Source organism: Leifsonia sp. 2TAF2, assembly GCF_052115085.1.
Lineage (GTDB): Bacteria > Actinomycetota > Actinomycetes > Actinomycetales > Microbacteriaceae > Leifsonia.
On sequence record NZ_JBFRFY010000001.1, the window covers coordinates 465082 to 488315 of the forward strand.

Sequence of the window (23234 nt, forward strand, 5' to 3'; positions counted from 1 at the left end):
TGGATCGTCGGGAGGCGGCCCGCTTTACGCGCCCTCAGATGCTGGGAGGCGCACCAGGGTGAACCGGCCGTCGCCGCCGTGCCGCTCGCCGGCCGCGCGGGCGAACGCTCGGAAACCCTCGGCCGCCGCCGCCCGGTCATCCGGCTCCATCGCCGCGAGCACGTCGCCGAGCGCCGAGCGGCGGTGAGCGATCACCCGGTCGACGAGCGCACTACCCTGTGGCGTAAGTGTCAGCCGGATGAACCGCCGGTCGTCGGGATCCTCCGATCGCGCGATAAGCCCGGCGCCCACAAGCTTCTCGCAGGTTCGGGTCGCATTGGAGGCGTGGACACCGAGCTCGGCGGCAATCTCGCCGAGGTTCTGCGGCCCCCGGGTGGCGATCGTGACGAGCACGCGCAACTGCGGCGACGTGACGATGTCCTCCACCTCGAGCACCGAGCGCGCCGCAACGCCCAGCATCACGTCCGCAGCGAGGAGCGCGGCGTCCACATCGTTCAAGTCGTTGTTCTGGGCACCCACCCTTCCAGTTGTACCGCGAATCGCTTGCGCACCGGCAACATTTGCGCAACTTGCGAGTGGGCTCCGAGTCGACGAATTCCGCTTCCCCCGCCTCCGCGCGGGTGGGATGATTGCGGGAACGCAACTAAGGAGGCGATGGTCATGGCAGAAGCAGATGAGCGTGACCTCGTGGAGGGCCGGTACACGCAGGCCGAGCCCGAGACCGCCGAGCCGCGCGACGTCCACGGACAGTACACCGAGTCGGACGGGCACCCCGGCCCCGAAGCGGACATTGTTGGCGCCTACGTCGGTTCGGAGCGCGAGGGTTCGGAGCCGCTTGTGCGCAACTCGCACCTGCGCAGCGGCAACTACCCGAAGGCCGACCACGAAACGCACGAGAATGATACGCACACGCGCGGGGAGGGCGAGCACCGCGAGTAGTCTGCACCGGCCGTGGCCGGCTTTTGGCGGCTCCCAAGCAGGAAACGCCAAAGTCGTCCGCTTGCGGCGATCAGGGCGAGGTCGCTCCGATTCTTCGGGCGACGTGTTGTGCGACAGGGCGATCGCGGACGAGCATGAATGCACCATGGCTGCGATTGCGCAATAGTTGTAGAAGTGCACGTCCGGAGTTTCATGGGCGGCATGGAGTCTCTGCCGCTGTGGTTGTTGGTGCTCATCTTTGTGGCCGGCGCGGCGGTGATCTGGTTCTCCGGTATCCAGCTGTCGAAGACCACCGACGTTCTGGACGACCGGTTGCACCTCGGGAGTGCGCTTGGTGGTTTGATCGTGCTGGCGGTGGCTACCAACCTTCCGGAGATCGCGATCACGGTCAGTGCCGCAGCGTCGGGGTCGATAGATGTGGCTGTGGGCAACATCCTCGGCGGTATCGCGCTTCAGACGGTCGTCATCGTCATACTTGACGCTTTCGGTAAGCGCGGGAAAGCCGTGAAACCCATCACGTACCGGGCGGCCTCACTCGGCCTCGTCCTGGAAGCCGTGATCGTGGTCGCAGTGCTCTCAGTAGTGATCGCGGGAAGTCAACTCCCGGCGGGTCTGCTGTTCGCCCGCCTGACCCCGGACGTGATCCTGATCGCCGCCATCTGGCTAATTGGTCTGTTCCTGGTGAGACGAGCCAGCAAGGGTCTTCCCTGGCATGAGGACGGCGCCGCCCCGGACACGACGACGCCTCACCCCAGCGGGCACCGCACCCGCAAGCCGGCCAGCCCAGAACAGATGACCACGGCAAAGGCAGCAGTAACCTTCAGCGTGGCAGCACTGCTCACCCTGGCCTCCGGTGTCGCCTTGGAGCTGGCCGGAGACGCAGTCTCGAAGCACATCGGCATCTCTGGCGTGCTCTTCGGCGCCACCGTGCTCGCGCTGGCCACCAGCCTCCCCGAGATCTCCACCGGACTTCAGGCAGTGAAACAAGGTGATGACAACCTGGCCATCAGCGACATCTTCGGAGGCAACGCCTTCCTCCCGGTCCTCTTCCTCGTCGCAACCCTGATCAGCGGAAAAGCCGTTCTCCCGCAAGCAAACGCCAGCGACATCTATCTCACCGCGCTGGCCGGGCTGCTCACCATCGTTTACGCCATCGGGCTCGTCTTTCGTCCGCGGAAGCACGTGGCCGGCATGGGCCCCGACTCCTTGACCGTGCTCGTGCTCTACCTGATCGGGGTGGCCGGACTCGTCGCCATCAGCATCGGCTGATTGCGCCGACCGGCGACAGCGACCTGGCCCAAGCTCTTGCTTGAGGCGCTTGTCCCCGCTGCTCGGATCGTGGATACCCGTAACGCGAAAACGGTGCACGACGCATCGAAGACCTCATCACGAGGCCCGGGTCTCATTCCCTCTGAGTGCATACACAGCCCCGGGCGGTGTCCCGCGTGACAAACCGCGGGCACAATGCGAGCAATGACCGGCTCTCCGTTGAATCCCGATCCGAAAGAGACCGGCGTACGTGGTGAGCTCACCGATGACCGTTTCGTCGGTGACCGTGACCTGACCCACTGGTACACGCCGGTCGGCCGGCAACTCGCCCGGTTCGCGCACGGGATCAGCGTCCGGCTCGGGCCCAACGCTGCACTCATTATCACCCTGGTCATCGGCATGACGCTGGCGGTCATCCTGACCCTGGTGGCGGCGCAGGTCTACGACGCTGTCACCGACAAGGACGGAGTCGCGGGGCTGGACCTGCCCATCCTGAACGCGGCCATCCACCTGCGCTCGCCGATGCTGAACGCGTTCACCATCGGATACACCGATATCGCAGGCGAAATCGGTATGCCCCTCATCGCGGTGACGGCGATCCTCATCCTCACCCTTCGTCGCCGCTCGTGGACGCCCGTGCTCCTCATCGGCGCTGCTGGACTGGGCTCGCTCGCGATGACGATCGCGGGAAAGGACCTCATCGGACGGCACCGGCCACCGCTGACGGACGCTGTGCCCCCGTACGAGTATTCGCCCTCGTTCCCGAGCGGCCACACCTTGAACGCGGTCGTCGTGATCGGCATCATCGCCTACCTGCTGATTCTGAGACGCCACTCCGTTCACGCACGCGTCCTGCTGCGGGGCCGCCGTGTACGCGTTCACCGTGGGCTTGAGCCGGATGTACCTGGGCCACCACTGGTTCACCGACGTGCTCGCGGCGTGGGCTCTCGGCGCCGCCTGGCTCGCGTTGATCATCACCGCCCATCGGCTCTACCTCACGGTACGGCGCCGTCGGGAACTGGCCGCCCCGCCCGAGCTCACCGACGCGGCGGCCGCGCGACGCGAAGGAAGGCGTAAGTCACCGGAATGAGGACGGGCCGAACTGCCAACGGAGACAGAGTAGGTCCGCCGCAGAAACGCCTCGACCTGCTCGCCCGCCGAAGCGTTTCCTTGCCCGACCGCCGGGTCGACATCGCAGGTTTTCAGAGAGCGAGTCGTAAGTTCACGACCTCGAAGGCGACGTCGTGTAGGCGCGTGTTCGTGCTGCGCGCGTGTGTGCGCAGGATCCGGAAGGCCTGCTCGATGGGGACCCGGTGCTTTTGGGCAATCACGCCTTTCGCCTGCTCGATCAGAACCCGGCTGTCCAGCGCTCGCTGCAACTGCTCCGACAGCGCCACCTGCTTCTGGAGCGACCGCTGCTGCAATACGGCGATCGTCGCCACCTCGGTCAGCGCCCGGATCAGCGAAGTCTCCCTGTCATCCAGCTTCCCCAGCCTCGTCGAGAACAGGTTCAGGGCGCCGATCGTCTCGCCGCGGACCGACAGCGGAAACGTGTGGGAAGCCACGAAGGCTTGCTCGGCGGCGATACGGGTGAATCGCGGCCACCGGTGCTCCTCCTGGCTCAAATCCGGAATGTCCAGCAGAACTCCCGTCTGCGCGGTCTCCAAGCACGGACCCTCGCCCACCCACAACTGGTACTCCTCGGTATCCGCGGCGCTCTCGCTTGTGGAAGCGACAACGTGCAGCACGCCGTCGCCGTCGGCCAGCATGATCCCTCCTTCGTCTGCGGACGTGAAGCGTGTGCTCGCCTCGATGAGGACATCCATCGTGTCGATCACGTCGAACTCCGGCCGGAGGGCGCCGGCCAAGAGCACGAAAACTGCAGGCAAGTCGACATCGTGATCAACGGGACCGCGCGCCGCCTGGCGATCTCGGTCCAAGCGCTCACTGCCCAGCTCGAGGACAACCAAGCCGCGCTGGCCGGTCACGTCCAAGAGCTCGCCCCCGGGCTGCAGAAGCTTCTCGGCGTCGGGGCCGTCACCGGCGCCATCCTGGTCGCCGCCTATTCGCATCAAGGGCGTGTCCGCAATGAGGCCGCGTTTGCTGCCTTGGCAGGCGCGTCTCCGCTGCAGGCCTCGAGCGGGAATACGACCCGGCACCGGCTCAACCGGCACGGCGACCGCCAACTGAACCGAGCATTGGACGTCATCGCCCGAGTCCGGTTGAGTTGCGACCCCACCACCCGCGACTACCTGGAGCGGCGGCTGGCGGAGGGAAAGACCAAACGCGAGATCCGCCGCAGCCTCAAGCGGTATATCGCCCGGCAGCTGTTCCGTCACCTCAGTGCGGTCATGAGCTGACCCTGGTGGACCAGCAGGCTGGCGGGCCAGGGGAGCGGAGCCGCACGGAGGCGGCGCTGTCATTGTCGGATGGAACGCCTCCGGCGTGCTGTTCCCCTAGGTTTTCTTTCCGATCCGGCAGCCGATCATAGCGAGCTCCACCAGCTTCGTTCCCTCCAGTCGCTTTTTGCAGAGTCCACTCGCTGCGCTCCCTGCGCTTAGCAACCGCTCCCTCCGGGCACTGCGCTGCCTACGCCCGCTCTCGATCTTTGTGCCGGAACGGCAAGAAAAACGATCAAGGGCAGGACGAGCCGCTCCAGCAGACCAATTTGACACGGCCCATAGAAGGGTCGATCGACCAGGGGAGTGAACGATCATGCGGGTATTCATCATCGACACCACACACATGGGCCCAGAACTGCAACGGGGACTGATCGGTGTGGTTGGCTCAACCAGCCCGACACCGGAGGAGAAGAAGGAATGCGTGGACACGGTCAGCCGGTATGCGGTGGATGGGTGGGCGATCGCCGCCGACCCAGACACCCCCATCGGGCACCTGGCCGCGCTCACTGCAGAGACGGCGTGCGTTCCGTTCGTGAATCTCGGCAGGATCCGCGCCTACCGGTCACACGGTGTCGGTAGTCAGGCGCACAATCACCTCATCGACTCTGGGGGTGTCAGAGATGGGATCGGTTGAGGCGTATGAGACGGCGGCCGGGAAGCGGTATCGGGTCCAGTACCGGACGCCAGACCACAGAAACACGATGAAGCGCGGATTCACCACAAAGCGTGCAGCCGAACTGTTCCTTGCTTCCGTGGACGTCTCTCAAGCAAGAGGAGAGTGGGTCGATCCGACGAAAGCGCGGACGCCCGTGTCGTACGTCGCAGAGGAGTGGTTCCGGGCGCAGGTGCAGGTGAAACCCACCACCCGATCGGGCTATCGGTTCCATCTGGATAGGTACGTCCTCCCGCGGTGGGGCCACACCCGGCTGGTCGATGTTAGACACGGCGACGTTCAAGCGTGGGTGGGGGAGCTAGCCGCCACTCTCGGTCCGTCCATGGTGCGGCAGATCCACCTGGTTCTGGCAGGAGTACTCAGATATGCGATCCGCGATGGACGGCTCACCACCAATCCGTCCGACGGCATTCAGTTGCCGAGACTCTCGTCTCGAGAGCATGGTTATCTCACCCATGCTCAGGTACGTGCACTTGTGACGGAATGCGGTCCGCAAGGGGACGTTGTGCTCTTTCTCGCGTATACCGGCTTGCGGTGGGGTGAAATGGCTGGCCTACGGATCAATCGCGTCGACTTCGGTCGACGTCGGATCGATGTGGCGGCCGCCGTATCGGAGCCGAGGGGAGTGATCGTCTGGGGTACGCCCAAGAACCACGAGCGTCGCTCGGTTCCCTTCCCCGAGCTCTTGTCTGCGGCCCTCGAGGCGAGGTGTGCTGGACGCGATCCGGAGGACCCTGTGTTCAGCGGCGCCGACGGCGGAGTTCTCCGGGCCGGCAACTTTCGGAACCGAGTCTTCAACGCCGCCGTTGCACGTTGCATGGAACATGATGCCAAGTTCCCGCGCCTGACTCCGCACGATCTCCGGCACACGGCTGCGTCGCTCGCGGTCTCCGCCGGCGCAAACGTGAAGTCAGTGCAGCGGATGCTCGGGCACGCGTCCGCGGCCATGACCTTGGACGTGTATGCCGACTTGTTCGACGATGACTTGGATGCTGTAGCGATCGCTCTGAACGACGGAGCTGCGCAAGCAGTTGTAGTCAAAATGTAGTCAAAGGCGCTTCTGGCACCGCTGCACGGACAGAGAAAAACCCCCGGATTCCGCGTGGGACCGGGGGTTTTCTGTGGTGGCTCCGACCGGCGTCGATCCGGTGACCTTTCGATTTTCAGTCGAACGCTCTACCAACTGAGCTACAGAGCCGAAGACGCTTTCGCGTCGACCTAGACGGAAGCCCTTCCGATTGGAAGGGCTTGTCGCCGTAGCGACCCTGACGGGACTTGAACCCGCGACCTCCGCCGTGACAGGGCGGCACGCTAACCAACTGCGCTACAGGGCCTAACTTGTGGTGCTTTTTGAATTGTAGTGGACCGTTGGACGTGACCCCAACGGGATTCGAACCCGTGCTACCGCCGTGAAAGGGCGGCGTCCTAGGCCGCTAAACGATGGGGCCGGATCGTCCGGACAGCTTTCACTTTCCGAGGACCACCGACGAACAAGCATACGGAAGACCTCGGGAGAATGCGAATCGGTCTCGGATCCCGGGCGGGTCGGCTTGGTCGAGGATGTCTCGGTTCCCGCAACGCCACCCCCAAATCCCCCGGCCCGGCGTCCGATCGCCATAGTCTGCGGCGCAGGTGGTCCCCCGGCCGCCCGTGCGAGCGCACGCCGATCCGACCCCAATTCCGGCCACCCCACGGGGCTGCGCTGGGGGCATGTTGCTAAAGTTGTGCATGTTGACCCTGGGGCCTACGTGGCTCGTGTGACCAATGTGACGCAAGTGAGCGGGCCGAGAAACTCTATGAAACGCGAGACGACCAGCCGAACGGTTCCCCCGACCAGGCCTAGCGGCCCACGCCGCCGGGCACTTCGAGGCGCCCTCGCTGCCCTCGCGATCGCCGTCGTGACGACGGTCGGAGCGGTCGCCGCGCCTGCCTACGCGGACAACTACCCCAGCTGGCAGGACGTCCAGAACGCGAAGGCCAACGAAGGCGCCGCCGCGGCGCAGGTCACCCGCATCAATGGGCTGATCGCGCAGCTGAAGCAGGAGGTCGCCGATACGCAGGCGGCCGCGGTGAAACGCGGTGAAGAGTTGGAGGCGGCCCAGGCCGACCTCGACAAGGCCACCATGAGGGCCCTCGACCTCGAGTCGCAGGCCGCGGCCAGCCAGAAGAAGGCGGACGACGCGAGCGCCCAGGCGGGCAAGCTCGCGGCCCAGCTGTACCGCACCGGTGGCCGCAATCTGACCGCGAACCTCTTCCTCAGCGGCAACAACGCCACCTCCACGAGCCCCGAGCAGCTCCTCTCCGACCTCGGCAGCATGTCGAAGCTGGTCGAGAGCTCCAACAAGGTCTACACCGATGCAAAGGCCGCCCAGAACACGGCGAAGGCGCTGTCGGCGTCGGCGGCCGACGCGAAGGCCGAGCGCGAGCGTCTCCGGGTCATCGCCGAGGCGGCGATGCAGGCGGCGATCCAGGCGGCGAAGGCCGCTCAGGCCAAGCTGGCCGAGCAGCAGAAGCAGATCGTCGTGATGCAGGCCCAGCTGGCCGCGCTCAAGGACGCCACGGCGAAGACGGTCGCCGGCTACGAGGCGGGCGTCGCGGCCGCAGCTGCCGCAGCCGCGGCACGTGGCTCCGGCGGGCTCCCGGGCGGTTACGTCGGCCCGCAGGGCTGGGCGGTTCCCGCCGCCGGCCCCATCACCGACGGGTTCGGCGCACGCCCCTCGCCCGGTGGTGGCATCGGCAGCACCTACCACCTGGGCATCGACATCGGCGCCTCGTGCAACGCCCCGATCTACGCGGCCCATTCGGGCACCGTGATCTACGCCGGACCCAACGGCTCCTACGGCAACTTCGTACTCATCGACAACGGGGGCGGGGTCGACACCGGCTACGCCCACATCCGCAACGGGGGCATCCTCGTCGGCATCGGCCAGAGCGTCGGCGCGGGCCAGCCCATCGCCCGTGTCGGGACGACCGGCGCATCCACGGGCTGCCACCTCCACTACGAGGTGCGCATCGGCGGGACCAAGATCGACGGCATCCCGTTCATGAGAGACAGGCAGGCACCCCTTGGCTAACGAGAATACGAAGAGCAGCCGGGTGCGCCCGGGCCTCGCCATCGGCGCGGGCGTCATGGGAGCGGTAACCGCATCCATCGGCATCGTCGCTCCCGCCCAGGCGGTCGACTACCCGTCGTGGAACGACGTGCAGCAGGCGAAGAACAACGTCGCCAACCAGAAGGCCATGGTGGACAACATCACGGCGCTGATCGGCAACCTGCAGACGAATGTGGATGCTGCACGCACCGCGTCCGAGAAGGCGGCAGAGGCGTACTTCCAGGCGAAGAACGCGCTGGAGGCCGCGACCGCCAAGGCCGCGGACCTGCAGAAGCAAGCGAGTGCCGCGGCCGACAAGGCCAAGACCTCGAAGATGCGCGCGGGCCTGCTCGCCTCCCACCTGGCCAAGTCGGGCGGGGGAGACGTCACCACCGACCTCATGCTGAAGGGTGGCGGCTCGGGCTCCGCCGCCGACAAGCTGCTCTTCCAGCTGGGCACTATGAGCAAGCTGACGGAGCAGTCCAAGGCCGTCTACGAGCAGGCGACCAAGGACAGGAACACCGCTGACGCGCTCACCGCGCAGGCCAAGGCTGCGAAGACGGAACGCGAGTCCCTCGCCGCCGAGGCGGACAAGGCGCTCGCCGCGGCCCAGTCGGCCCAGCAGCAGGCCCAGGCCGCGCTCGCGACGCAGCAGCAGAAGTCGACCGAGCTGGTAGCGCAGCTCGCCACCCTCAAGAACACGTCGGCGCAGACGGAGGCGGCCTACCTGCAGGGCGAGCAGATCAAGGCACAGCAGGAGGCGGCGCGCAAGGCGGCGGAGGCGGCTGCCGCCGCAGCAGCTGCCGCCGCGGCGAACAACCCTCCGCCGTCGGGCGGCTCCGGCTCCTCGGGTGGTGGCGGAGGCGGCAGCGCTCCCAGCGCCCCGGCGGCTCCGGCCCCGCCCAACGGCAATGTCGTCCAGACGGCCATCGCCTACGCGCAGGCTCAGCTCGGCAAGCCGTACATCTTCGGTGGAGAGGGCCCAGTCGGCTATGACTGCTCCGGCCTCACCATGAAGGCGTACGCCTACGCGGGCGTCTACATCGGCTCGCACTCGGTGAACGACCAGTACTACCACGCGGCGAACCGGGGACAGCTCGTCTCGTACGGCGCGAAGCAGCCCGGCGACCTGATCTTCTGGGGCGACGGGCCTGGCGACTTTTATCACGTCGGCATCTACATCGGCGGCGGCCGCATGATCGCGGCACCGACCGAGGGGGATGTGGTCAAGACCCAGTCGGTGTGGGGCAGCCCCTGGCGAATGGTCGCCCGTCCCAGCGCCTGAACGAGCCCATCCGTGCCGAGGTGCGCAGCGCGGTCACGCGCGGTCGTGCAGAGTGACCTGGTAGCCGTCCGGGTCGGCGAAGGTGAAGGTCCGGCCGAAGGGGCCGTCGATCGGCGCTGACACGATCGTGTGCCCGTGGGTGACGAGCGAATCGTGGATGCTCTGAACCTCGGTCGCGTGAAGCCAGATCGCCGCGCCGATGCCGGGCTGTGACACCGACGCCAGGTCGGTGCCGGGGACGATGTCCCGCAGGGCGAACGCGATCGGCGTCGTCTCGAAGACCACGGCGTGCGGCGGTCCGGCCGGCGAGCGGACGAGGCCGAGGTACTGCTCGTAGAACGCCTGTGACGCGTCGAGGTCGCGCACCTGGAGAGAGAGGAAGTCGGGGCCGGTTGCGGGCATGAGATGCTCCTTCGATTTGTGTCAGTTTTCTGACACGCATCAACCTATGTCAGAATACTGACATGAGTCAAGATGGCGTCGACCTCGAAACGTCCCTGGGCTATCTGCTGAAGGAGGCATCCAGTGCCCTCCGCGCCGCCATGGAGGAGGTGCTGCGACCGCTCGGAATGAGCGTCACCCACTACTCCTGCCTCGAATTGCTGGCTCAACGTCCCGGGCTCTCGAACTCCGAGCTCGCGCGGGGCACGTTCGTGACGCGGCAGTCGATGAACGTTCTGCTTCAGGCGTTGGAGCGGGACGGTTCCGTGACGAGGCCCGCGGAGGCTCCCGTCGGCAAGGCCCTTCCCGCCCAACTGACGGATCGCGGCCGACAGAGCCTCGCGAAAGCGACCGCAGCAGTCCGCTCGGTAGAGGTCAGGATGCTCGCCGGCCTCACCGAGACCCGACAGTTGGAGGCCCGACGCATCCTGCGCAGTATGGTCCGTTCGTTGCGCGAGGGCGCGGCCCAGGGCGACGACCCGGCGTAGGGCACAAAAAAGGCAGGGCACGAAAAAGACTGCACGCGATCCGGTCGGATCGCGTGCAGTCTTCGTGCGTGAGGGGCGGCCTCAGTGCTGCTCGGCCAGCTTGGCGATCGCCTTCTGGATGAGCCCGTCGGCCTCCGCAGCGTCACCCCAGCCGTCGATGTTGACGAACTTGCCCGGCTCGAGGTCCTTGTAGCGGGCGAAGAAGTGCTCGATCTCCTTGCGGGTCTGCTCCGGGATGTCGTTCACATCCTGGATGTGCTGCCAGCGCGGGTCCTTGTACGGCACCGCGATGACCTTGGCGTCGCCGCCCGCCTCGTCGCTCATGTTGAGCACGCCGACCGGCCGGACCTTGACGCCGACGCCCGGGAACAGCGGGTACTCGAGCAGCACGAGGGCGTCCAGCGGGTCGCCGTCGTCGCCCAAGGTGTTCTCGAAGAAGCCGTAGTCGGTGGGGTAGACGAAGCTGGTGAAGAGAACGCGATCGAGGTACACGCGACCGGTCTCGTGGTCGACCTCGTACTTGTTGCGGCTTCCCTTGGGGATCTCGATGACGACGTCGTATTCGGCCATGCCGTACTCCTTAAACTCGTTGCAAACCTGCACTAACGTTACTGGATGCACCTCGACGGATCGGAGGCCGGACAGGCCTCGCCGGACCGGCGGCGCCGTCCGCGACTCACCCCGCCGATCGCCGACGCCCGTCGCGCTGTTCGTTCGGCGCTCACCGCCGCAGCCGCTCTCGCACCCCACGACCCGCATGACGATCACGGTCCAGCGCGCCCGGTGCCGCTTGCTTCCGGTGCGCTCGTGCTGGTGGGGCTGAGCGGGGGAGCGGACTCGCTGGCACTCGCTGCAGCGACGGCATTCGAGGCGCCGCGGAACGGCTTCCGGGCCGGCGCGGTGATCGTCGACCACGCCCTCCAGCCCGGGTCCGACGCCGTCGCCGCGCGCGCGGCCGAGCAGGCCACGGCGCTGGGCCTCGACCCGGTGCTCGTCGAGCGCGTCCAGGTCGACAACCAGGGCGGCCCGGAGGCCGCCGCGCGGGACGCCCGGCACGCCGCCTTCGATCGAGCGATGGCGGCCACGGGCGCCCAGCGCATCCTGCTCGGCCACACCCTCGACGATCAGGCCGAGACCGTCATGCTCGGGCTCGCGCGCGGCTCAGGCCCGTCGAGTCTTCAGGGGATGCTGCCCGACACCGGGCGCCTGCTGAGACCTTTCCTCGGGCTCCGGCGCTCCCACACCCGGGCGTTCTGCGACGACAGCGGCCTGAAGGTCTGGGACGACCCGCACAACGACGATCCCTCTTACACACGCGTGCGCGTACGGGCATCTGTGCTGCCGGTGCTGGAGAGGGAACTCGGGCCGGGTGTCGCGGAGGCGCTCGCCCGCACGGCCGAGCAGCTGCGCGAAGACGACGAGGCGCTCGACGGGCTGGCGCTGGAGTGGGCGCAGGAGCTGGTCAGCCAGACCGATGAGGGAGCCGTCGCGCTGGACGTCCGCGGACTCGCCGCCGACCCCGCGGCGCTCCGCCAGCGCATCATCCGGCTGGTGGTCTCCGCCGAGTTCGGCGTCTCTCTGACGCGCGCCCAGACGCTCGCGGTCGCAGCGCTGATCACCGACTGGCACGGCCAGGGTGCGGTCGACCTGCCAGGCGTTAGAGTTGTCAGGCAGAACGGCCTGCTCACGTTTCAGCCCACCACGTAAGGACAGCGCCACCCCCATGGAACTCACGGACGTTCAGAACGACCTGACCGAGATTCTGATCACCGAGGAGCAGATCCGCTCCCGCATCGCCGAGCTGTCGCGGGAGGTGGAGCGGGACTACGCCGGAAAGGACGTCCTGCTGATCGGCGTGCTGAAGGGCGCCGTGATGGTGATGGCCGACCTGTCGCGCGAGCTGCGCATCCCCGTCACGATGGACTGGATGGCCGTCAGCTCCTACGGCAGCGGAACCCAGTCGAGCGGCGTCGTGCGCATCCTGAAAGACCTCGACACCGATCTCAGCGGCAAGACCGTGCTCATCGTCGAGGACATCATCGACTCGGGCCTCACGCTCTCCTGGCTGCTGTCGAACCTGCGCAGCCGCGGGCCGGAGTCGATCGAGATCTTCACCCTGCTGCGCAAGCCAGAGGCGGCGCGGGTCGAGATCGACGTCAAGTACGTCGGATTCGACATCCCCAACCAGTTCGTCGTCGGCTACGGTCTGGACTACGACGAGCGGTACCGGACGCTCCGCGGAGTGGGCATCCTCGCCCCCGCCGTCTACAGCTAGACCGGCCCCACCCGCGTGGAGAGTGCCCAGAGCGAACACGCAGGCGGCCCACAGCGCCCAGGCGGTACTGTGGTCGCACCATGAACGTCAAGAAGATCTTCCGCGGCCCGATCCTGTACGTCGTGCTCGCGATCATCGTGGTCTGGATCGGTTCCAGCCTGATCACGATGTCGGGATTCAAGAGTGTCTCCACCCAGAAGGGCATGGAGTACCTCGCCCAGGACAAGGTGTCGAGCGCGAAGATCGTCGACGGTGAGAACCGTGTCGACCTGACGCTGAAGCAGGCGGACGGCAACCTCGGCGACCAGGTGCAGTTCTACTACGTCACCCCGCGCGGCCAGGACGTCGTCAAGGCGGTCGACGACGCGAACCTGCCCAAGGGCTACGACGACGAGGTGCCGCAGCCGAACTGGTTCGTCAACATCCTCGGCTTCCTCATCCCGGCGCTGCTGATCGGCGTGTTCTTCTGGATCATGATCTCCGGCATGCAGGGCGGCGGCAACAAGGTCATGCAGTTCGGCAAGTCGCGGGCGAAACTCGTCACCAAGGAGACGCCGAAGGTCACCTTCGACGACGTCGCCGGGTCCGACGAGGCCATCGAGGAGCTGCAGGAGATCAAGGACTTCCTGAAGGAGCCGGCCAAGTTCCAGGCGGTCGGCGCCCGCATCCCGAAGGGCGTGCTGCTGTACGGCCCTCCCGGTACCGGTAAGACCCTGCTGGCTCGCGCTGTCGCGGGCGAGGCGGGCGTGCCGTTCTACTCGATCTCGGGTTCTGACTTCGTCGAGATGTTCGTCGGCGTCGGTGCGAGCCGTGTCCGTGACCTGTTCCAGCAGGCGAAGGAGAACTCGCCTGCCATCATCTTCATCGACGAGATCGACGCTGTCGGCCGTCACCGTGGCGCCGGGCTCGGCGGCGGGCACGACGAGCGCGAGCAGACGCTGAACCAGCTCCTCGTGGAGATGGACGGCTTCGACCCGAAGACCAACGTCATCCTGATCGCGGCGACGAACCGTCCCGACATCCTCGATCCCGCGCTGCTGCGTCCGGGCCGCTTCGACCGTCAGATCGGCGTGGATGCGCCCGACATGCTCGGCCGCAAGAAGATCCTCGAGGTGCACGGTCGCGGCAAGCCGCTCGCCGGCTCCGTCGACCTGGAAGTGCTGGCACGCAAGACGCCGGGCTTCACCGGTGCCGACCTGGCGAACGTCCTCAACGAGGCCGCCCTGCTGACCGCACGCTCCAACGCCCAGTTGATCGACAACCGCGCCCTCGATGAGGCCGTGGACCGCGTCATCGCCGGACCGCAGAAGCGCACCAGGGTCATGAAGGACCAGGAGAAGCTGATCACGGCGTACCACGAGGGCGGCCACGCTCTCGCGGCAGCCGCGATGCGGCACACCGACCCGGTGACCAAGATCACGATCCTTCCGCGCGGACGCGCCCTCGGCTACACGATGGTGCTGCCGCTGGAGGACAAGTACTCGATCACCCGCAATGAACTGCTCGACCAGCTCGCTTATGCGATGGGCGGCCGCGTCGCGGAGGAGATCGTCTTCCACGACCCGACGACCGGTGCGTCGAACGACATCGAGAAGGCGACGTCCATCGCCCGCAAGATGGTCACCGAGTACGGCATGAGCGCCGACATCGGCTCCGTCAAGCTCGGTCAGGCCAACGGCGAGATGTTCCTCGGCCGCGACATGGGCCACCAGCGCGACTACTCGGAGCGGATCGCCGAGCGCGTCGACGCCGAGGTACGCGGTCTCATCGAGAAGGCGCACGACGAGGCGTGGGAGGTGCTCAACGAGAACCGGGCGATCCTGGATCGGCTGGCCGCATCCCTGCTGGAGCACGAGACCCTCGATCACAACCAGATCGCCGAGATCTTCGCTGATGTGAAGAAGCTGCCGGAGCGCCCGCAGTGGCTCTCCAGCGACAAGCGTCCGATCTCGGACGTCCCGCCCATCCCGTTCCCCAAGGCTCCGATCGACGCGGGTGCTGTCGACGGCGGCGTCGACTCCGAGCCGCCGGCGGCGAAGCCGAAGCGCGCGCCTGCCATCAAGCCGCGGCCGGCGACCGCCTAAGGCCGTCGCGGGCATGACCGGCATCGATCGTCCGCGCATCGAAGCGGCCGTCGCCGAGATCCTCGCCGCCATCGGCGAGGATCCGTCGCGTCCGGGCCTGGAGAGAACACCGTCGCGCGTGGCGGACGCCTACGCCGAGTTCTTCGACGGGATCGGCCGCGATGCCGCAGCGGAGCTCGGCGCTCCCGTGCCGCTCGAGGAGGGCCGGCAAGCCGAGACGGTGCTGATGCGCGACATCGAGTTCCGCTCGGTGTGCGAGCACCACCTGCTGCCCTTCGTCGGCGTCGCACACGTCGCGTACCTGCCGGGGGACACCGTGGTCGGGCTCGGCCGCATCCCTCGGGTCATCGAGACGCTCGCGGCGCGGCCGCAGATCCAGGAACGGCTCACCGAACAGATCGCGGACACCCTCGAGCGCGGTGCGGATGCGCGCGGCGTACTCGTCGTGCTGGACGCCGCCCACACCTGCGTGACCACCCGCGGTGCCCGGCAGACCGGCAGCACCACGGTGACGGTCGCCGCTCGCGGCGCCTACACCGACCCCACCGTGCGGGCCGAACTCATGGCCCTGATCGGACGCGGCGGCGAGTGACGCTCATCATGGGCGTCCTCAACGTGACGCCGGACTCGTTCAGCGACGGGGGCCTCTGGCTCGAGCCCGACGCGGCCATCGCTCACGGCCTGGAGCTGGTCGCGCAGGGCGCCGACCTGGTCGACGTGGGCGGCGAATCCACTCGCCCGGGAGCCAGCCAGGTCGAACCGGCCGAGGAGCAGAACCGCGTCGTCCCGGTCATCCGCGAGCTGGCGGCCCGGGGGGTTTCGGTCAGCGTCGACACGCTGAACGCCGACACCGCCCGCGCCGCGGTGGAGGCCGGCGCCGTGATCGTCAACGACGTCTCGGGCGGCCTGGCGGACGAGCGCATGCCCGAGGTGCTGCTCGAGACCGGTGCGCAGTACGTCGTCATGCACTGGCGCGGCCGGCTTGATGCCGCGGACTCGAAGGCCGTCTATCGCAACACCGTCGCCGAGGTGCGGTCCGAGTTGTCCGCCCGCGTCACCGACCTGCTGAACCGCGGCGTCGACCCGGCGAAGCTCATCCTCGACCCCGGCCTGGGGTTCTCCAAGAACGCGCACCACAACTGGCAGGTGCTTGGTGGCCTGCACGACATCGAGACGCTGGGCTACCCCGTGCTGATCGGCGCCTCCCGCAAGCGGTTCCTCGGCGCCCTGCTGCCCGAAGGTGCGCCCGCCGAGGACCGCGACGCGCCCACGGCCGTCATCTCCGCCCTCGCCGCGCAGGCAGGAGCGTGGGCGGTGCGCGTGCACGACGTGCCGTCGACGCGGATCGCCCTCGACGTGGTGCGGGCATGGCAAGCTGGACGCGATGAGTAGCATCCAGTCGCGGCCGGCCGATTCGATCGTGCTGACCGGCCTGCGCGTTCAGGCGAACCATGGCGTGTTCGACTTCGAGCGCGCCGAGGGGCAGGAGTTCGTCGTCGATGTGACGGCCTGGCTCGACCTCTCCCTGGCGTCGTCCGGCGACGACCTGACGGCGACCGTGCACTACGGCGAGCTGGCCGAGGAGGTCGTTGCAGCGGTCGAGCGCGACCCGGTCGACCTGATCGAGACGGTCGCCGAGCGGGTGGCCGCGACGGTGCTCGCGCACGAGCCGGTGGATGCGGTCGAGGTCACCATCCACAAGCCGCAGGCACCGATCAGCGTCCCGTTCGGCGATGTCGCCGTGCGCATCACCCGGAGCCGGCCATGAGCGCCGCGCCGATCGGCAAGCCGGTCCGCATGCGGGTCGGCGAGCACGCCGTGCTGGCGCTGGGCAGCAACCTCGGCGACCGGGCGGGCACCATCCACGCCGCCGTGGATGCGCTGCGCGCCGAGCCGGGGATCGACGTGCGCGCCGTCTCCCCGCTGTACGAGACGCCGGCCCTGAAGCCGGAGGGCATCGACGAGGAGGCGCCCGCGTACTTGAACGCCGTCGCCCTCGTGCACACGCTCCTGGAGCCGCTGGCCCTGCTGGAAGTCGCCAACGCGGTCGAAGACCGCCTGGGTCGTGTCCGCGAGGAGCATTGGGGCGACCGCACGATCGACATCGACGTCGTCGACTACGGCGGGATCGTCTCGGACGACGACCCACGGATCGTTCTTCCGCACCCGCGCGCCCACGAGCGGGCGTTCGTGCTGGTGCCGTGGGCCTCCCTCGACCCGGAGGCGCAGCTGCCGGGCTACGGCGCGGTGGCCGACCTCGCTGCGCGTGCGACCGATCCGGTCCGGCTGTGGGAGGACCGCTCGTGAAGCGCACCCGTGCAAGCTCGCTCATCGGCCTCGGGGTCGCCGGCCTTGTCGTGGGCTTCCTCGCCGAATTGGCGTTCGCCGGGATGGGGCTCGCCGTCTTCATCCCGCCGCTCACCCTCCCGATCACGCTGGTCGCCGTCGCGATCATCGTCATCGCGTTCGCCGTGCCGATCCGTCGCGCGGTCCGCGGGCGCAGCGTCCGCCGCATCGATCCGTTCCAGGCGACGCGTATCGTGGTGCTGGCCAAGGCGTGCGCGCTGAGCGGGGCCCTGCTGACCGGCATCGGCGTCGGGGTGGGCGCGTACCTGCTCTCGCGCGACGTGCTCCCGGCCGGGAACGCCATCCTCCTCACCGCGGTCGCGACGGCTGCTTCGGTGATCCTGCTGATCGCCGGGCTTGTGGCCGAGCTGTTCTGCACGCTGCCCCCGGGCGACGACGACGAGCGTACGGAGAGCGTCCATGCCGGAACGGATTGACCTCACCGTCGGCGAGTGGCGCCGCGTCTCGCCGAAGTACGTGCTGGTCGTCATCGCCAGCACGGTGATCACCGGGCTGCTGCTCTCTGCCGCATCCGTCTTCCTGTGGCTGGTCGGAGGATGGGCCTTCGGCTGGGTCGCGCTCGCCGTCGTGGTGATCATCTCGATCGTGGCGCTCATCATCGCCCCGCGTCGCGCGCGTTCGATCGGCTACCGACTGCGGGATGATGACCTGCTCTTTCGCCGCGGGATCATGTTCCAGCGGTTCGTCTCTGTTCCCTACGGGCGGATGCAGCTGATCGACATCAACCGCGGCCCGGTGAGCCGGATGCTCGGCCTCGCCGACCTGAAGTTCGTCACGGCCGCCGCGTCCACCGGTGTCATGGTGCCCGGGCTCCCGGAGCCGGAGGCGGCGGAGCTGCGCGATCGGCTCGTCGAGCTGGCGGAGAGCAGACGGGCGGGGCTGTGACCACGCCGGACGGCCGTGCGCCGGCGGGTCCGCCGCTCACCCGGGCGGAACGCGCGTCCGAGCGCTACACCGACGGCGAGTGGCACCGTCTCCACCCGGCGACGCCGCTGCTGCGCGGCGGGATCGTGTTCATCGCGATCTTCGGGTTCGTACTGTCGAATCTGCGCGAGAGGCTCATCGGCTTCTTCGTCGGCACGCCGCAGTACGGAGGCGACCCGCTCGACGCGATCTACGATCACGGCTGGGAGGGCTGGGCGCTGCTCGGCGTCGCCGTGGTCCTTCTGCTCTGCTTCGGCGCCTTCTACCTGTCGTGGCGGATGCACAGCTTCCGGATCACGGGCGACGCGGTCGAAGTGCGCAGCGGCATCCTGTTCCGCACGCAGCGCAAGGCACGCCTGGACCGCATCCAGGGCATCAACGTCGTCCGCCCGGTGATCGCGCGCATCTTCGGCGCGGCCAAGCTGGATGTGTCGGTCGCCGGACACGACGCGAACGTGCAGCTCGCGTACCTCGCTTCGTCGCTGGCCGACGGCCTGCGCGGCGACGTGCTGCGGCTGGCGTCGGGGGTCCGGGCGGCAGAGGCGGAGGCGGCCGCCGAGCAGTCGTCGTCGGCGCCCGGCGAGGTGCCGGGACAGGCGTCTTCCCGGACCGCGGTCGTCGGCGACCTCGTCGGCCGCCGGGTGAACGAGTTCCTCGCCCCCGAGCTCGATCCGAACGCCGCGCCGCCGGAGTCCGTCGTGAAGATCCCGCCGCTGCGCCTGCTCGGGTCGCTGCTCCTGAGCGGGTTCACCGTCTTCGTCGTGGTCGTCGTCGCAGTGCTCATCTGGGGCGCGACGAGCGGAGCGATGTGGCTGCTCATCGTGGTGCTGCCGGGCCTCATCGGGTCGGCGAGCTTCTACATCAACCGCTTCACCAAGTCGCTGCGGTACTCCATCGCGGGCACCGCGGACGGCGTGCGCGTCGGATTCGGCCTCTTGAGCACGAGCAACGAGACGCTTCCACCGGGGCGTATCCACGCCGTCGAGGTGCTGCAGCCGCTGCTGTGGAGGCCGTTCGGCTGGTGGCAGATCCGCATCGACACCGCCGGTCACTCACGTGAGAAGGGCGCGGCAGGCCAGCCCAACACGACCATGCTGCCGGTCGGCGACGCCACGGACGTCTCGCGCGTCCTGTCCCTGGTCCTCCCCGGCTTCGTCACCGACGAGCACCGCGAGATCATCCAAGCCGGGATGGTGTCGCGCGGCCGCGACCAGTTCACGGGCAGCCCGCGCCGCGCGGCGTGGATCCGGCCGCTGTCGTGGCAGCGCACGGGCTACCGCCTGGTCGACGACGCCATCCTGCTGCGGCGCGGACTCATCTGGCGCAGCCTCGCGATCGTGCCGCTCGCGCGACTGCAGAGCCTCGAGCTGCAGCAGGGGCCTCTGGATGCGGCTCTTGCGCTCGCCGAGGCACGCTTCCACACGGTCTCCGGGCCGGTGAGGCCACGCCTCGCCGCGATCGACGCGCCGAACGGCGTCCGGCTGTTCGAGGAAGTCTCCGCCCGTGCAGTGGCGGCGGCCGAAGCCGACCGCAGCCACCGGTGGGGACGGATCGCACCGGATGCGGCCCGCACCGCGCCGGCTGCCCCCCGAACCCCAGTGGATGCGCCGCCGATCCCACTCGATGCGCCCCGAACCGAGGAGTCCTGATGCAGCCGTCCGCCCGTCCGCCGTCGCAGCGATCCGGACGACTGGGTCTCGGCATCGTCGGCGCCGGCAAAGTCGGCCCGGTGCTGGGCCTGGCGCTCGCCGGAGCCGGCCATGCGATCGTCGGCGTCTCTGCGGTCTCCGAGCCGAGCAGGGAGCGGGCGGAGGGGATGCTGCCCGGCGTGCCCATCCTCGACGTGCCGACCGTGGTGGAGCGCAGCGAGCTGGTCATCCTCGCGGTGCCTGACGCCGAGCTTCCCGGCCTCGTCGCGGGCCTTGCGGCGACCGGCACCTGGCAGCCGGGACAGATCGTCCTGCACACGGCGCCCGGATTCGGGATCGACGTGCTTCAGCCGGCTGCCGCGGCCGGCGCCATCCCGCTCGCCGTCCATCCCGCGCTGGAGTTCACCGGGACGAGCCTCGACCTCGCACGGCTCGGCGAGAGCTACTTCGCCGTGACCGCGCCCGCGGCCGTCCTTCCGATCGCGCAGGCGCTGGTCGTGGAGATGGGCGGCGAGCCGGTCGTCGTGGCGGAGGCCGACCGGGCCGCCTACGCGGAGGCCATCGCGACCGCCACCTCCTTCTCGCGCTCGATCGTGGAGCAGTCGACGGGACTGCTGCACACAATCGGCGTGGAGAATCCCGGCTCCTTCCTCAGCTCGCTGATCCGTTCGGCGGTCGACAACGCCCTCACGCGGGCGGGGGCTCCCACCCGGCTCGACCTCGACGCCGTGATCGACGCGCTGCAGGGCGACGCCGCGGACGGGTCAGGACCGGCCAAGCCGGGTGACCCGGGTGATCCCGGCGACGACGGGCGCGGCTGGTTCCTCCGCGGCGAGTAGCCTGGTTCGGGCCGGTCGCCGCCGGCTGAAGGGATGCGCATGCCAGAGATCATCACCACCATCGCCGAGCTGAGGGCGCGGGTCGCCGATGCGCGACGTCTCGCGCGTCAGGACGGCCCGGCGGACGCCCCGACCGGCCGAGTGGTGCTGGTGCCCACGATGGGCGCGCTGCACGAGGGGCACCTGCGGTTGGTTTCGCAGGCGCGCGACCTCGGCGGCGTCGTGGTGGTGTCGATCTTCGTGAATCCGCTGCAGTTCGGCCCGGGGGAGGACCTCGACCGCTACCCGCGCACGCTGGAGGCCGATGCGGTGGCCCTGGAGGGGTTGGCCGACATCGTCTTCGCGCCCTCTGCGGCCGAGATGTACCCGAACGGTCCCTCCGAGACGCGGGTGACCGCCGGCGAGTCCGGCACGCTGTTCGAGGGCGCCTCCCGCCCGGGTCACTTCGACGGGGTGCTCACCGTCGTCAGCAAGCTGTTCAACATCGTTCAGCCGGATGTCGCTGTGTTCGGCCAGAAGGATGCGCAGCAGGTGCACGTGATCGGCCGGATGGTCGACGACCTGAATCTGCCGGTCGCAATCGCGGTTGTGGACACGGTCCGCGAGTCGGATGGGCTGGCCCTGTCGAGCCGCAACCGGTACCTCGCCGACGACGACCGCCTCGCCGCCGTGACGCTCTCCCAGGCGCTCGCCGCGGGCGCCGACTCGGCAGAAGACGGGGTGGAGGCCGTGCTTGCGGCCGCCCGGGCGCGCATCCAGGCCGAGCCAGCAGTTAAGCTGGACTATCTCGCGATCGTCGACCCGGAAACCTTCCGCGACGCGTCGCCTGACCACCACGGTCCCGCCCTGATGCTGATCGCCGCCCGCGTCGGAACGACCCGGCTGATCGACAACCAGCGCCTCACGACGTGACCGCGGAGCACCGCCCGCCTTCTATCAAGGAAAAGACAGCGATGACCGACGCGCAGACCACCGCGGCCGCCCCCGGAGCCGACCAGCTCGGCGAGGGTGAGATCACCGACGACGAGATCAGCGAGCAGAAGGCGGTCCGGCTCGGGAAGCGCGAGCGCCTGCTGGCCGAGGCGGAGGGCCCCGGCGGCGGCGCGTATCCCGTGGAGGTCCCTGTGACCACCACGATCCCCGCCGTCCGTGCGAAGTGGGAGCAGCTGCAGGCCGACGAGCGCTCCGGCGAGATCGTCGGCATCGCCGGCCGCGTCGTGCACCTGCGGAACACCGGCAAGCTCTGCTTCGCCGTGCTGCAGGCGGGCGACGGGTCGCGCATCCAGGTCATGGTGTCGCTCGGCGAGGTCGGCGAGGAGTCGCTGGCGGCCTGGAAGGAACTGGTCGACCTCGGCGACCACGTCTTCGTCTCGGGCGAGGTCATCTCCAGTCGTCGTGGCGAGCTGTCGGTCATGGCGCAGGAGTGGCGGATCGCCGCGAAGGCCCTGTTGCCCCTCCCGAACCTGCACAGCGAGCTGAGCGAGGAGACGCGCGTCCGCGCCCGCTACCTCGACCTGATCGCCCGCGACCAGGCACGCAAGACCGTGGTCGATCGCGCCAAGGCGGTGGCGAGCCTGCGCCGGACCTTCACCGAGCGCGACTTCCTCGAGGTCGAGACGCCCATGCTGCAGGTCATCCACGGTGGGGCGTCGGCCCGGCCGTTCGTGACCCACTCGAACGCGTTCGACACCGAACTGTTTTTGCGCATCGCCCCCGAGCTCTACCTGAAGCGCGCAGTGGTCGGCGGCATCGACCGCGTGTTCGAGATCAACCGCAACTTCCGGAACGAGGGCGCCGACTCCACGCACTCGCCGGAGTTCGCGATGCTCGAGGCGTACCAGGCGTACGGCGACTACAACTCCATCGCCGATCTCACGCAGACCCTGATCCAGGATGCCGCGGTCGCCGTCTCGGGATCGCACGTCGTGACCTGGGCGGACGGCACCGAGTACGACCTTGGCGGCCAGTGGGACCGCATCCGGATGTACGACAGCCTCTCGGACGCCATCGGCGAGCAGATCACTCCCGAGACCCCCATCGAGCGGCTTCGCGAGCTGGCCGCGCTGGCCGGCATCGAGATCGAGCATCCCCTACCCGGCAAGTATGTCGAAGAGCTGTGGGAGCACTACGTCAGGACCGACCTCGTGCGGCCCACCTTCGTCATGGACTTCCCGGTCGACACCAGCCCCCTGGTGCGCGCACACCGCTCGCGCGAAGGGGTCGTGGAGAAGTGGGATCTCTACACACGCGGCTTCGAGCTGGCGACCGGCTACTCCGAGCTCGTCGACCCGGTCGTGCAACGCGAGCGGTTCGTCGAGCAGGCGAAGCTCGCGGCCGCCGGCGACAACGAGGCGATGCGGCTCGACGAGGAGTTCCTGCGGGCGCTCGAGTTCGGGATGCCGCCGACCGGCGGCATGGGCATGGGCATCGATCGGCTGCTGATGGCTCTCACCGGCCTCGGCATCCGCGAGACCATCCTCTTCCCGCTGGTCAAGTAGCCTCCCAGC

26 protein-coding genes, 3 tRNA genes and 1 pseudogene are annotated in these 23234 nt (G+C 68.4%); 23 read left to right on the forward strand and 7 right to left on the reverse strand.

All coding sequences use genetic code 11. The features are described 5' to 3' along the window. Positions 1–24: 24 nt before the first annotated feature. Entirely contained in the window at positions 25–519 is a 495-nt protein-coding gene (locus AB4Z18_RS02155) for a MarR family winged helix-turn-helix transcriptional regulator (protein WP_441781062.1), read from the reverse strand. A 141-nt stretch (positions 520–660) separates the two neighbouring features. Between AB4Z18_RS02155 and AB4Z18_RS02160 the strand changes: the two genes are divergently transcribed. From AB4Z18_RS02160 to AB4Z18_RS02175, 4 genes and pseudogenes are all read left to right on the forward strand, one after another. Next, on the forward strand, positions 661–939 hold the full coding sequence (locus AB4Z18_RS02160; RefSeq protein WP_441781063.1) for a hypothetical protein: 279 nt from the start codon (positions 661–663) through the stop codon (positions 937–939). Positions 940–1140: 201 nt separating this feature from the next. Beyond that, complete coding sequence (locus AB4Z18_RS02165) at positions 1141–2208, forward strand: sodium:calcium antiporter (RefSeq protein WP_441781064.1); 1068 nt, start codon at positions 1141–1143, stop codon at positions 2206–2208. A gap of 675 nt (positions 2209–2883) precedes the next feature. Next, a pseudogene (locus AB4Z18_RS02170) lies at positions 2884–2988 on the forward strand (phosphatase PAP2 family protein); the annotation flags it as partial. A gap of 118 nt (positions 2989–3106) precedes the next feature. Continuing rightward, on the forward strand, positions 3107–3298 hold the full coding sequence (locus tag AB4Z18_RS02175) for a hypothetical protein (protein ID WP_441781065.1): 192 nt from the start codon (positions 3107–3109) through the stop codon (positions 3296–3298). Positions 3299–3410: 112 nt separating this feature from the next. Here the strand turns inward: AB4Z18_RS02175 and AB4Z18_RS02180 are convergent, their stop codons facing one another. Beyond that, the gene (locus AB4Z18_RS02180; RefSeq protein WP_441781066.1) at positions 3411–4034 is read right to left on the reverse strand and encodes a GAF and ANTAR domain-containing protein; all 624 of its coding nucleotides are present in this window, start codon (positions 4032–4034) and stop codon (positions 3411–3413) included. Here AB4Z18_RS02180 and AB4Z18_RS02185 point away from each other — a divergent pair. The 3 genes from AB4Z18_RS02185 to AB4Z18_RS02195 all read left to right on the forward strand — a co-directional run bounded on the left by AB4Z18_RS02185 (position 3948) and on the right by AB4Z18_RS02195 (position 6331). After that, complete coding sequence (locus tag AB4Z18_RS02185; RefSeq protein ID WP_441781067.1) at positions 3948–4568, forward strand: transposase; 621 nt, start codon at positions 3948–3950, stop codon at positions 4566–4568. The genes AB4Z18_RS02180 and AB4Z18_RS02185 overlap by 87 nt on opposite strands. A 355-nt stretch (positions 4569–4923) precedes the next feature. Then, on the forward strand, positions 4924–5244 hold the full coding sequence (locus tag AB4Z18_RS02190) for a hypothetical protein (protein ID WP_441781068.1): 321 nt from the start codon (positions 4924–4926) through the stop codon (positions 5242–5244). Further along, positions 5231–6331: a tyrosine-type recombinase/integrase gene (locus AB4Z18_RS02195; protein ID WP_441782958.1), complete on the forward strand. Its 1101-nt coding sequence runs from the start codon at positions 5231–5233 to the stop codon at positions 6329–6331. Before AB4Z18_RS02190 ends, AB4Z18_RS02195 begins: the two co-directional genes overlap by 14 nt. A 74-nt stretch (positions 6332–6405) precedes the next feature. On the opposite strand, the gene AB4Z18_RS02200 is transcribed toward AB4Z18_RS02195, so the two are convergent. The 3 genes from AB4Z18_RS02200 to AB4Z18_RS02210 all read right to left on the reverse strand — a co-directional run bounded on the left by AB4Z18_RS02200 (position 6406) and on the right by AB4Z18_RS02210 (position 6731). Further along, positions 6406–6481: transfer RNA gene (locus AB4Z18_RS02200), tRNA-Phe, on the reverse strand. Positions 6482–6543: 62 nt separating this feature from the next. Then, a tRNA-Asp gene (locus tag AB4Z18_RS02205) sits at positions 6544–6617 on the reverse strand. A gap of 41 nt (positions 6618–6658) precedes the next feature. Next, a tRNA-Glu gene (locus tag AB4Z18_RS02210) sits at positions 6659–6731 on the reverse strand. Positions 6732–7079: 348 nt separating this feature from the next. Here AB4Z18_RS02210 and AB4Z18_RS02215 point away from each other — a divergent pair. Together AB4Z18_RS02215 and AB4Z18_RS02220 are read left to right on the forward strand one after the other, a co-directional pair. Beyond that, the gene (locus tag AB4Z18_RS02215; RefSeq protein WP_441781069.1) at positions 7080–8357 is read left to right on the forward strand and encodes a peptidoglycan DD-metalloendopeptidase family protein; all 1278 of its coding nucleotides are present in this window, start codon (positions 7080–7082) and stop codon (positions 8355–8357) included. Beyond that, on the forward strand, positions 8350–9660 hold the full coding sequence (locus tag AB4Z18_RS02220; RefSeq protein ID WP_441781070.1) for a C40 family peptidase: 1311 nt from the start codon (positions 8350–8352) through the stop codon (positions 9658–9660). Before AB4Z18_RS02215 ends, AB4Z18_RS02220 begins: the two co-directional genes overlap by 8 nt. A gap of 33 nt (positions 9661–9693) precedes the next feature. On the opposite strand, the gene AB4Z18_RS02225 is transcribed toward AB4Z18_RS02220, so the two are convergent. Then, positions 9694–10062, reverse strand: a complete 369-nt coding sequence (locus tag AB4Z18_RS02225) for a VOC family protein (protein ID WP_441781071.1) — start codon at positions 10060–10062, stop codon at positions 9694–9696. 62 nt (positions 10063–10124) lie between these two features. Here AB4Z18_RS02225 and AB4Z18_RS02230 point away from each other — a divergent pair, with 62 nt between their 5' ends. Then, on the forward strand, positions 10125–10589 hold the full coding sequence (locus AB4Z18_RS02230) for a MarR family winged helix-turn-helix transcriptional regulator (RefSeq protein WP_441781072.1): 465 nt from the start codon (positions 10125–10127) through the stop codon (positions 10587–10589). Positions 10590–10670: 81 nt separating this feature from the next. On the opposite strand, the gene AB4Z18_RS02235 is transcribed toward AB4Z18_RS02230, so the two are convergent. Continuing rightward, the gene (locus AB4Z18_RS02235; protein ID WP_441781073.1) at positions 10671–11159 is read right to left on the reverse strand and encodes an inorganic diphosphatase; all 489 of its coding nucleotides are present in this window, start codon (positions 11157–11159) and stop codon (positions 10671–10673) included. Between the two features lie 45 nt (positions 11160–11204). Here AB4Z18_RS02235 and tilS point away from each other — a divergent pair, with 45 nt between their 5' ends. The 13 genes from tilS to lysS all read left to right on the forward strand — a co-directional run bounded on the left by tilS (position 11205) and on the right by lysS (position 23225). Beyond that, positions 11205–12296, forward strand: a complete 1092-nt coding sequence (gene tilS / locus AB4Z18_RS02240; RefSeq protein ID WP_441781074.1) for a tRNA lysidine(34) synthetase TilS — start codon at positions 11205–11207, stop codon at positions 12294–12296. Between the two features lie 16 nt (positions 12297–12312). Beyond that, positions 12313–12864 carry a hypoxanthine phosphoribosyltransferase gene (gene hpt, locus AB4Z18_RS02245; protein WP_441781075.1) on the forward strand — a complete coding sequence of 184 codons (552 nt, stop codon included), beginning with the start codon at positions 12313–12315 and terminating at the stop codon, positions 12862–12864. Between the two features lie 80 nt (positions 12865–12944). Continuing rightward, positions 12945–14948: an ATP-dependent zinc metalloprotease FtsH gene (gene ftsH / locus AB4Z18_RS02250; RefSeq protein ID WP_441781076.1), complete on the forward strand. Its 2004-nt coding sequence runs from the start codon at positions 12945–12947 to the stop codon at positions 14946–14948. Between the two features lie 13 nt (positions 14949–14961). Then, positions 14962–15540: a GTP cyclohydrolase I FolE gene (gene folE / locus AB4Z18_RS02255; RefSeq protein WP_441781077.1), complete on the forward strand. Its 579-nt coding sequence runs from the start codon at positions 14962–14964 to the stop codon at positions 15538–15540. Continuing rightward, positions 15537–16340, forward strand: a complete 804-nt coding sequence (gene folP, locus AB4Z18_RS02260) for a dihydropteroate synthase (RefSeq protein WP_441781078.1) — start codon at positions 15537–15539, stop codon at positions 16338–16340. Before folE ends, folP begins: the two co-directional genes overlap by 4 nt. After that, positions 16333–16716, forward strand: coding sequence for a dihydroneopterin aldolase (gene folB, locus AB4Z18_RS02265; protein WP_441781079.1), 384 nt, complete (start codon positions 16333–16335; stop codon positions 16714–16716). Before folP ends, folB begins: the two co-directional genes overlap by 8 nt. Then, positions 16713–17255 carry a 2-amino-4-hydroxy-6-hydroxymethyldihydropteridine diphosphokinase gene (gene folK, locus AB4Z18_RS02270; RefSeq protein WP_441781080.1) on the forward strand — a complete coding sequence of 181 codons (543 nt, stop codon included), beginning with the start codon at positions 16713–16715 and terminating at the stop codon, positions 17253–17255. Before folB ends, folK begins: the two co-directional genes overlap by 4 nt. Continuing rightward, positions 17252–17731 carry a DUF3180 domain-containing protein gene (locus AB4Z18_RS02275; protein WP_441781081.1) on the forward strand — a complete coding sequence of 160 codons (480 nt, stop codon included), beginning with the start codon at positions 17252–17254 and terminating at the stop codon, positions 17729–17731. Before folK ends, AB4Z18_RS02275 begins: the two co-directional genes overlap by 4 nt. Continuing rightward, positions 17715–18200 carry a PH domain-containing protein gene (locus AB4Z18_RS02280; protein ID WP_441781082.1) on the forward strand — a complete coding sequence of 162 codons (486 nt, stop codon included), beginning with the start codon at positions 17715–17717 and terminating at the stop codon, positions 18198–18200. The genes AB4Z18_RS02275 and AB4Z18_RS02280 overlap by 17 nt, the downstream gene beginning before the upstream one ends. After that, positions 18197–19888, forward strand: coding sequence for a PH domain-containing protein (locus AB4Z18_RS02285; RefSeq protein WP_441781083.1), 1692 nt, complete (start codon positions 18197–18199; stop codon positions 19886–19888). Before AB4Z18_RS02280 ends, AB4Z18_RS02285 begins: the two co-directional genes overlap by 4 nt. Further along, a complete protein-coding gene (locus AB4Z18_RS02290; RefSeq protein ID WP_441781084.1) occupies positions 19888–20727 on the forward strand; it encodes a Rossmann-like and DUF2520 domain-containing protein in 840 nt (279 codons plus the stop codon). The genes AB4Z18_RS02285 and AB4Z18_RS02290 overlap by 1 nt, the downstream gene beginning before the upstream one ends. Positions 20728–20760: 33 nt before the next feature. Continuing rightward, the gene (gene panC / locus AB4Z18_RS02295) at positions 20761–21639 is read left to right on the forward strand and encodes a pantoate--beta-alanine ligase (protein ID WP_441781085.1); all 879 of its coding nucleotides are present in this window, start codon (positions 20761–20763) and stop codon (positions 21637–21639) included. A 41-nt stretch (positions 21640–21680) separates the two neighbouring features. After that, complete coding sequence (gene lysS, locus AB4Z18_RS02300; RefSeq protein ID WP_441781086.1) at positions 21681–23225, forward strand: lysine--tRNA ligase; 1545 nt, start codon at positions 21681–21683, stop codon at positions 23223–23225. Positions 23226–23234 lie beyond the last annotated feature (9 nt).

Coding starts and splice junctions, on each gene's coding strand:
- AB4Z18_RS02180 (WP_441781066.1), bottom strand. CDS start 4,034: ATGGATGTCCTCATCGAGGCGAGCACACGCTTCACGTCCGCAGACGAA.
- AB4Z18_RS02190 (WP_441781068.1), top strand. CDS start 4,924: ATGCGGGTATTCATCATCGACACCACACACATGGGCCCAGAACTGCAA.
- AB4Z18_RS02175 (WP_441781065.1), top strand. CDS start 3,107: ATGTACCTGGGCCACCACTGGTTCACCGACGTGCTCGCGGCGTGGGCT.
- folE (WP_441781077.1), top strand. CDS start 14,962: ATGACCGGCATCGATCGTCCGCGCATCGAAGCGGCCGTCGCCGAGATC.
- panC (WP_441781085.1), top strand. CDS start 20,761: ATGCGCATGCCAGAGATCATCACCACCATCGCCGAGCTGAGGGCGCGG.
- ftsH (WP_441781076.1), top strand. CDS start 12,945: ATGAACGTCAAGAAGATCTTCCGCGGCCCGATCCTGTACGTCGTGCTC.
- AB4Z18_RS02225 (WP_441781071.1), bottom strand. CDS start 10,062: ATGCCCGCAACCGGCCCCGACTTCCTCTCTCTCCAGGTGCGCGACCTC.
- folK (WP_441781080.1), top strand. CDS start 16,713: ATGAGCGCCGCGCCGATCGGCAAGCCGGTCCGCATGCGGGTCGGCGAG.
- AB4Z18_RS02160 (WP_441781063.1), top strand. CDS start 661: ATGGCAGAAGCAGATGAGCGTGACCTCGTGGAGGGCCGGTACACGCAG.
- AB4Z18_RS02280 (WP_441781082.1), top strand. CDS start 17,715: ATGCCGGAACGGATTGACCTCACCGTCGGCGAGTGGCGCCGCGTCTCG.
- AB4Z18_RS02215 (WP_441781069.1), top strand. CDS start 7,080: ATGAAACGCGAGACGACCAGCCGAACGGTTCCCCCGACCAGGCCTAGC.
- AB4Z18_RS02165 (WP_441781064.1), top strand. CDS start 1,141: ATGGAGTCTCTGCCGCTGTGGTTGTTGGTGCTCATCTTTGTGGCCGGC.
- AB4Z18_RS02195 (WP_441782958.1), top strand. CDS start 5,231: ATGGGATCGGTTGAGGCGTATGAGACGGCGGCCGGGAAGCGGTATCGG.
- hpt (WP_441781075.1), top strand. CDS start 12,313: ATGGAACTCACGGACGTTCAGAACGACCTGACCGAGATTCTGATCACC.
- tilS (WP_441781074.1), top strand. CDS start 11,205: ATGCACCTCGACGGATCGGAGGCCGGACAGGCCTCGCCGGACCGGCGG.
- lysS (WP_441781086.1), top strand. CDS start 21,681: ATGACCGACGCGCAGACCACCGCGGCCGCCCCCGGAGCCGACCAGCTC.
- AB4Z18_RS02290 (WP_441781084.1), top strand. CDS start 19,888: ATGCAGCCGTCCGCCCGTCCGCCGTCGCAGCGATCCGGACGACTGGGT.
- AB4Z18_RS02235 (WP_441781073.1), bottom strand. CDS start 11,159: ATGGCCGAATACGACGTCGTCATCGAGATCCCCAAGGGAAGCCGCAAC.
- AB4Z18_RS02230 (WP_441781072.1), top strand. CDS start 10,125: ATGAGTCAAGATGGCGTCGACCTCGAAACGTCCCTGGGCTATCTGCTG.
- folB (WP_441781079.1), top strand. CDS start 16,333: ATGAGTAGCATCCAGTCGCGGCCGGCCGATTCGATCGTGCTGACCGGC.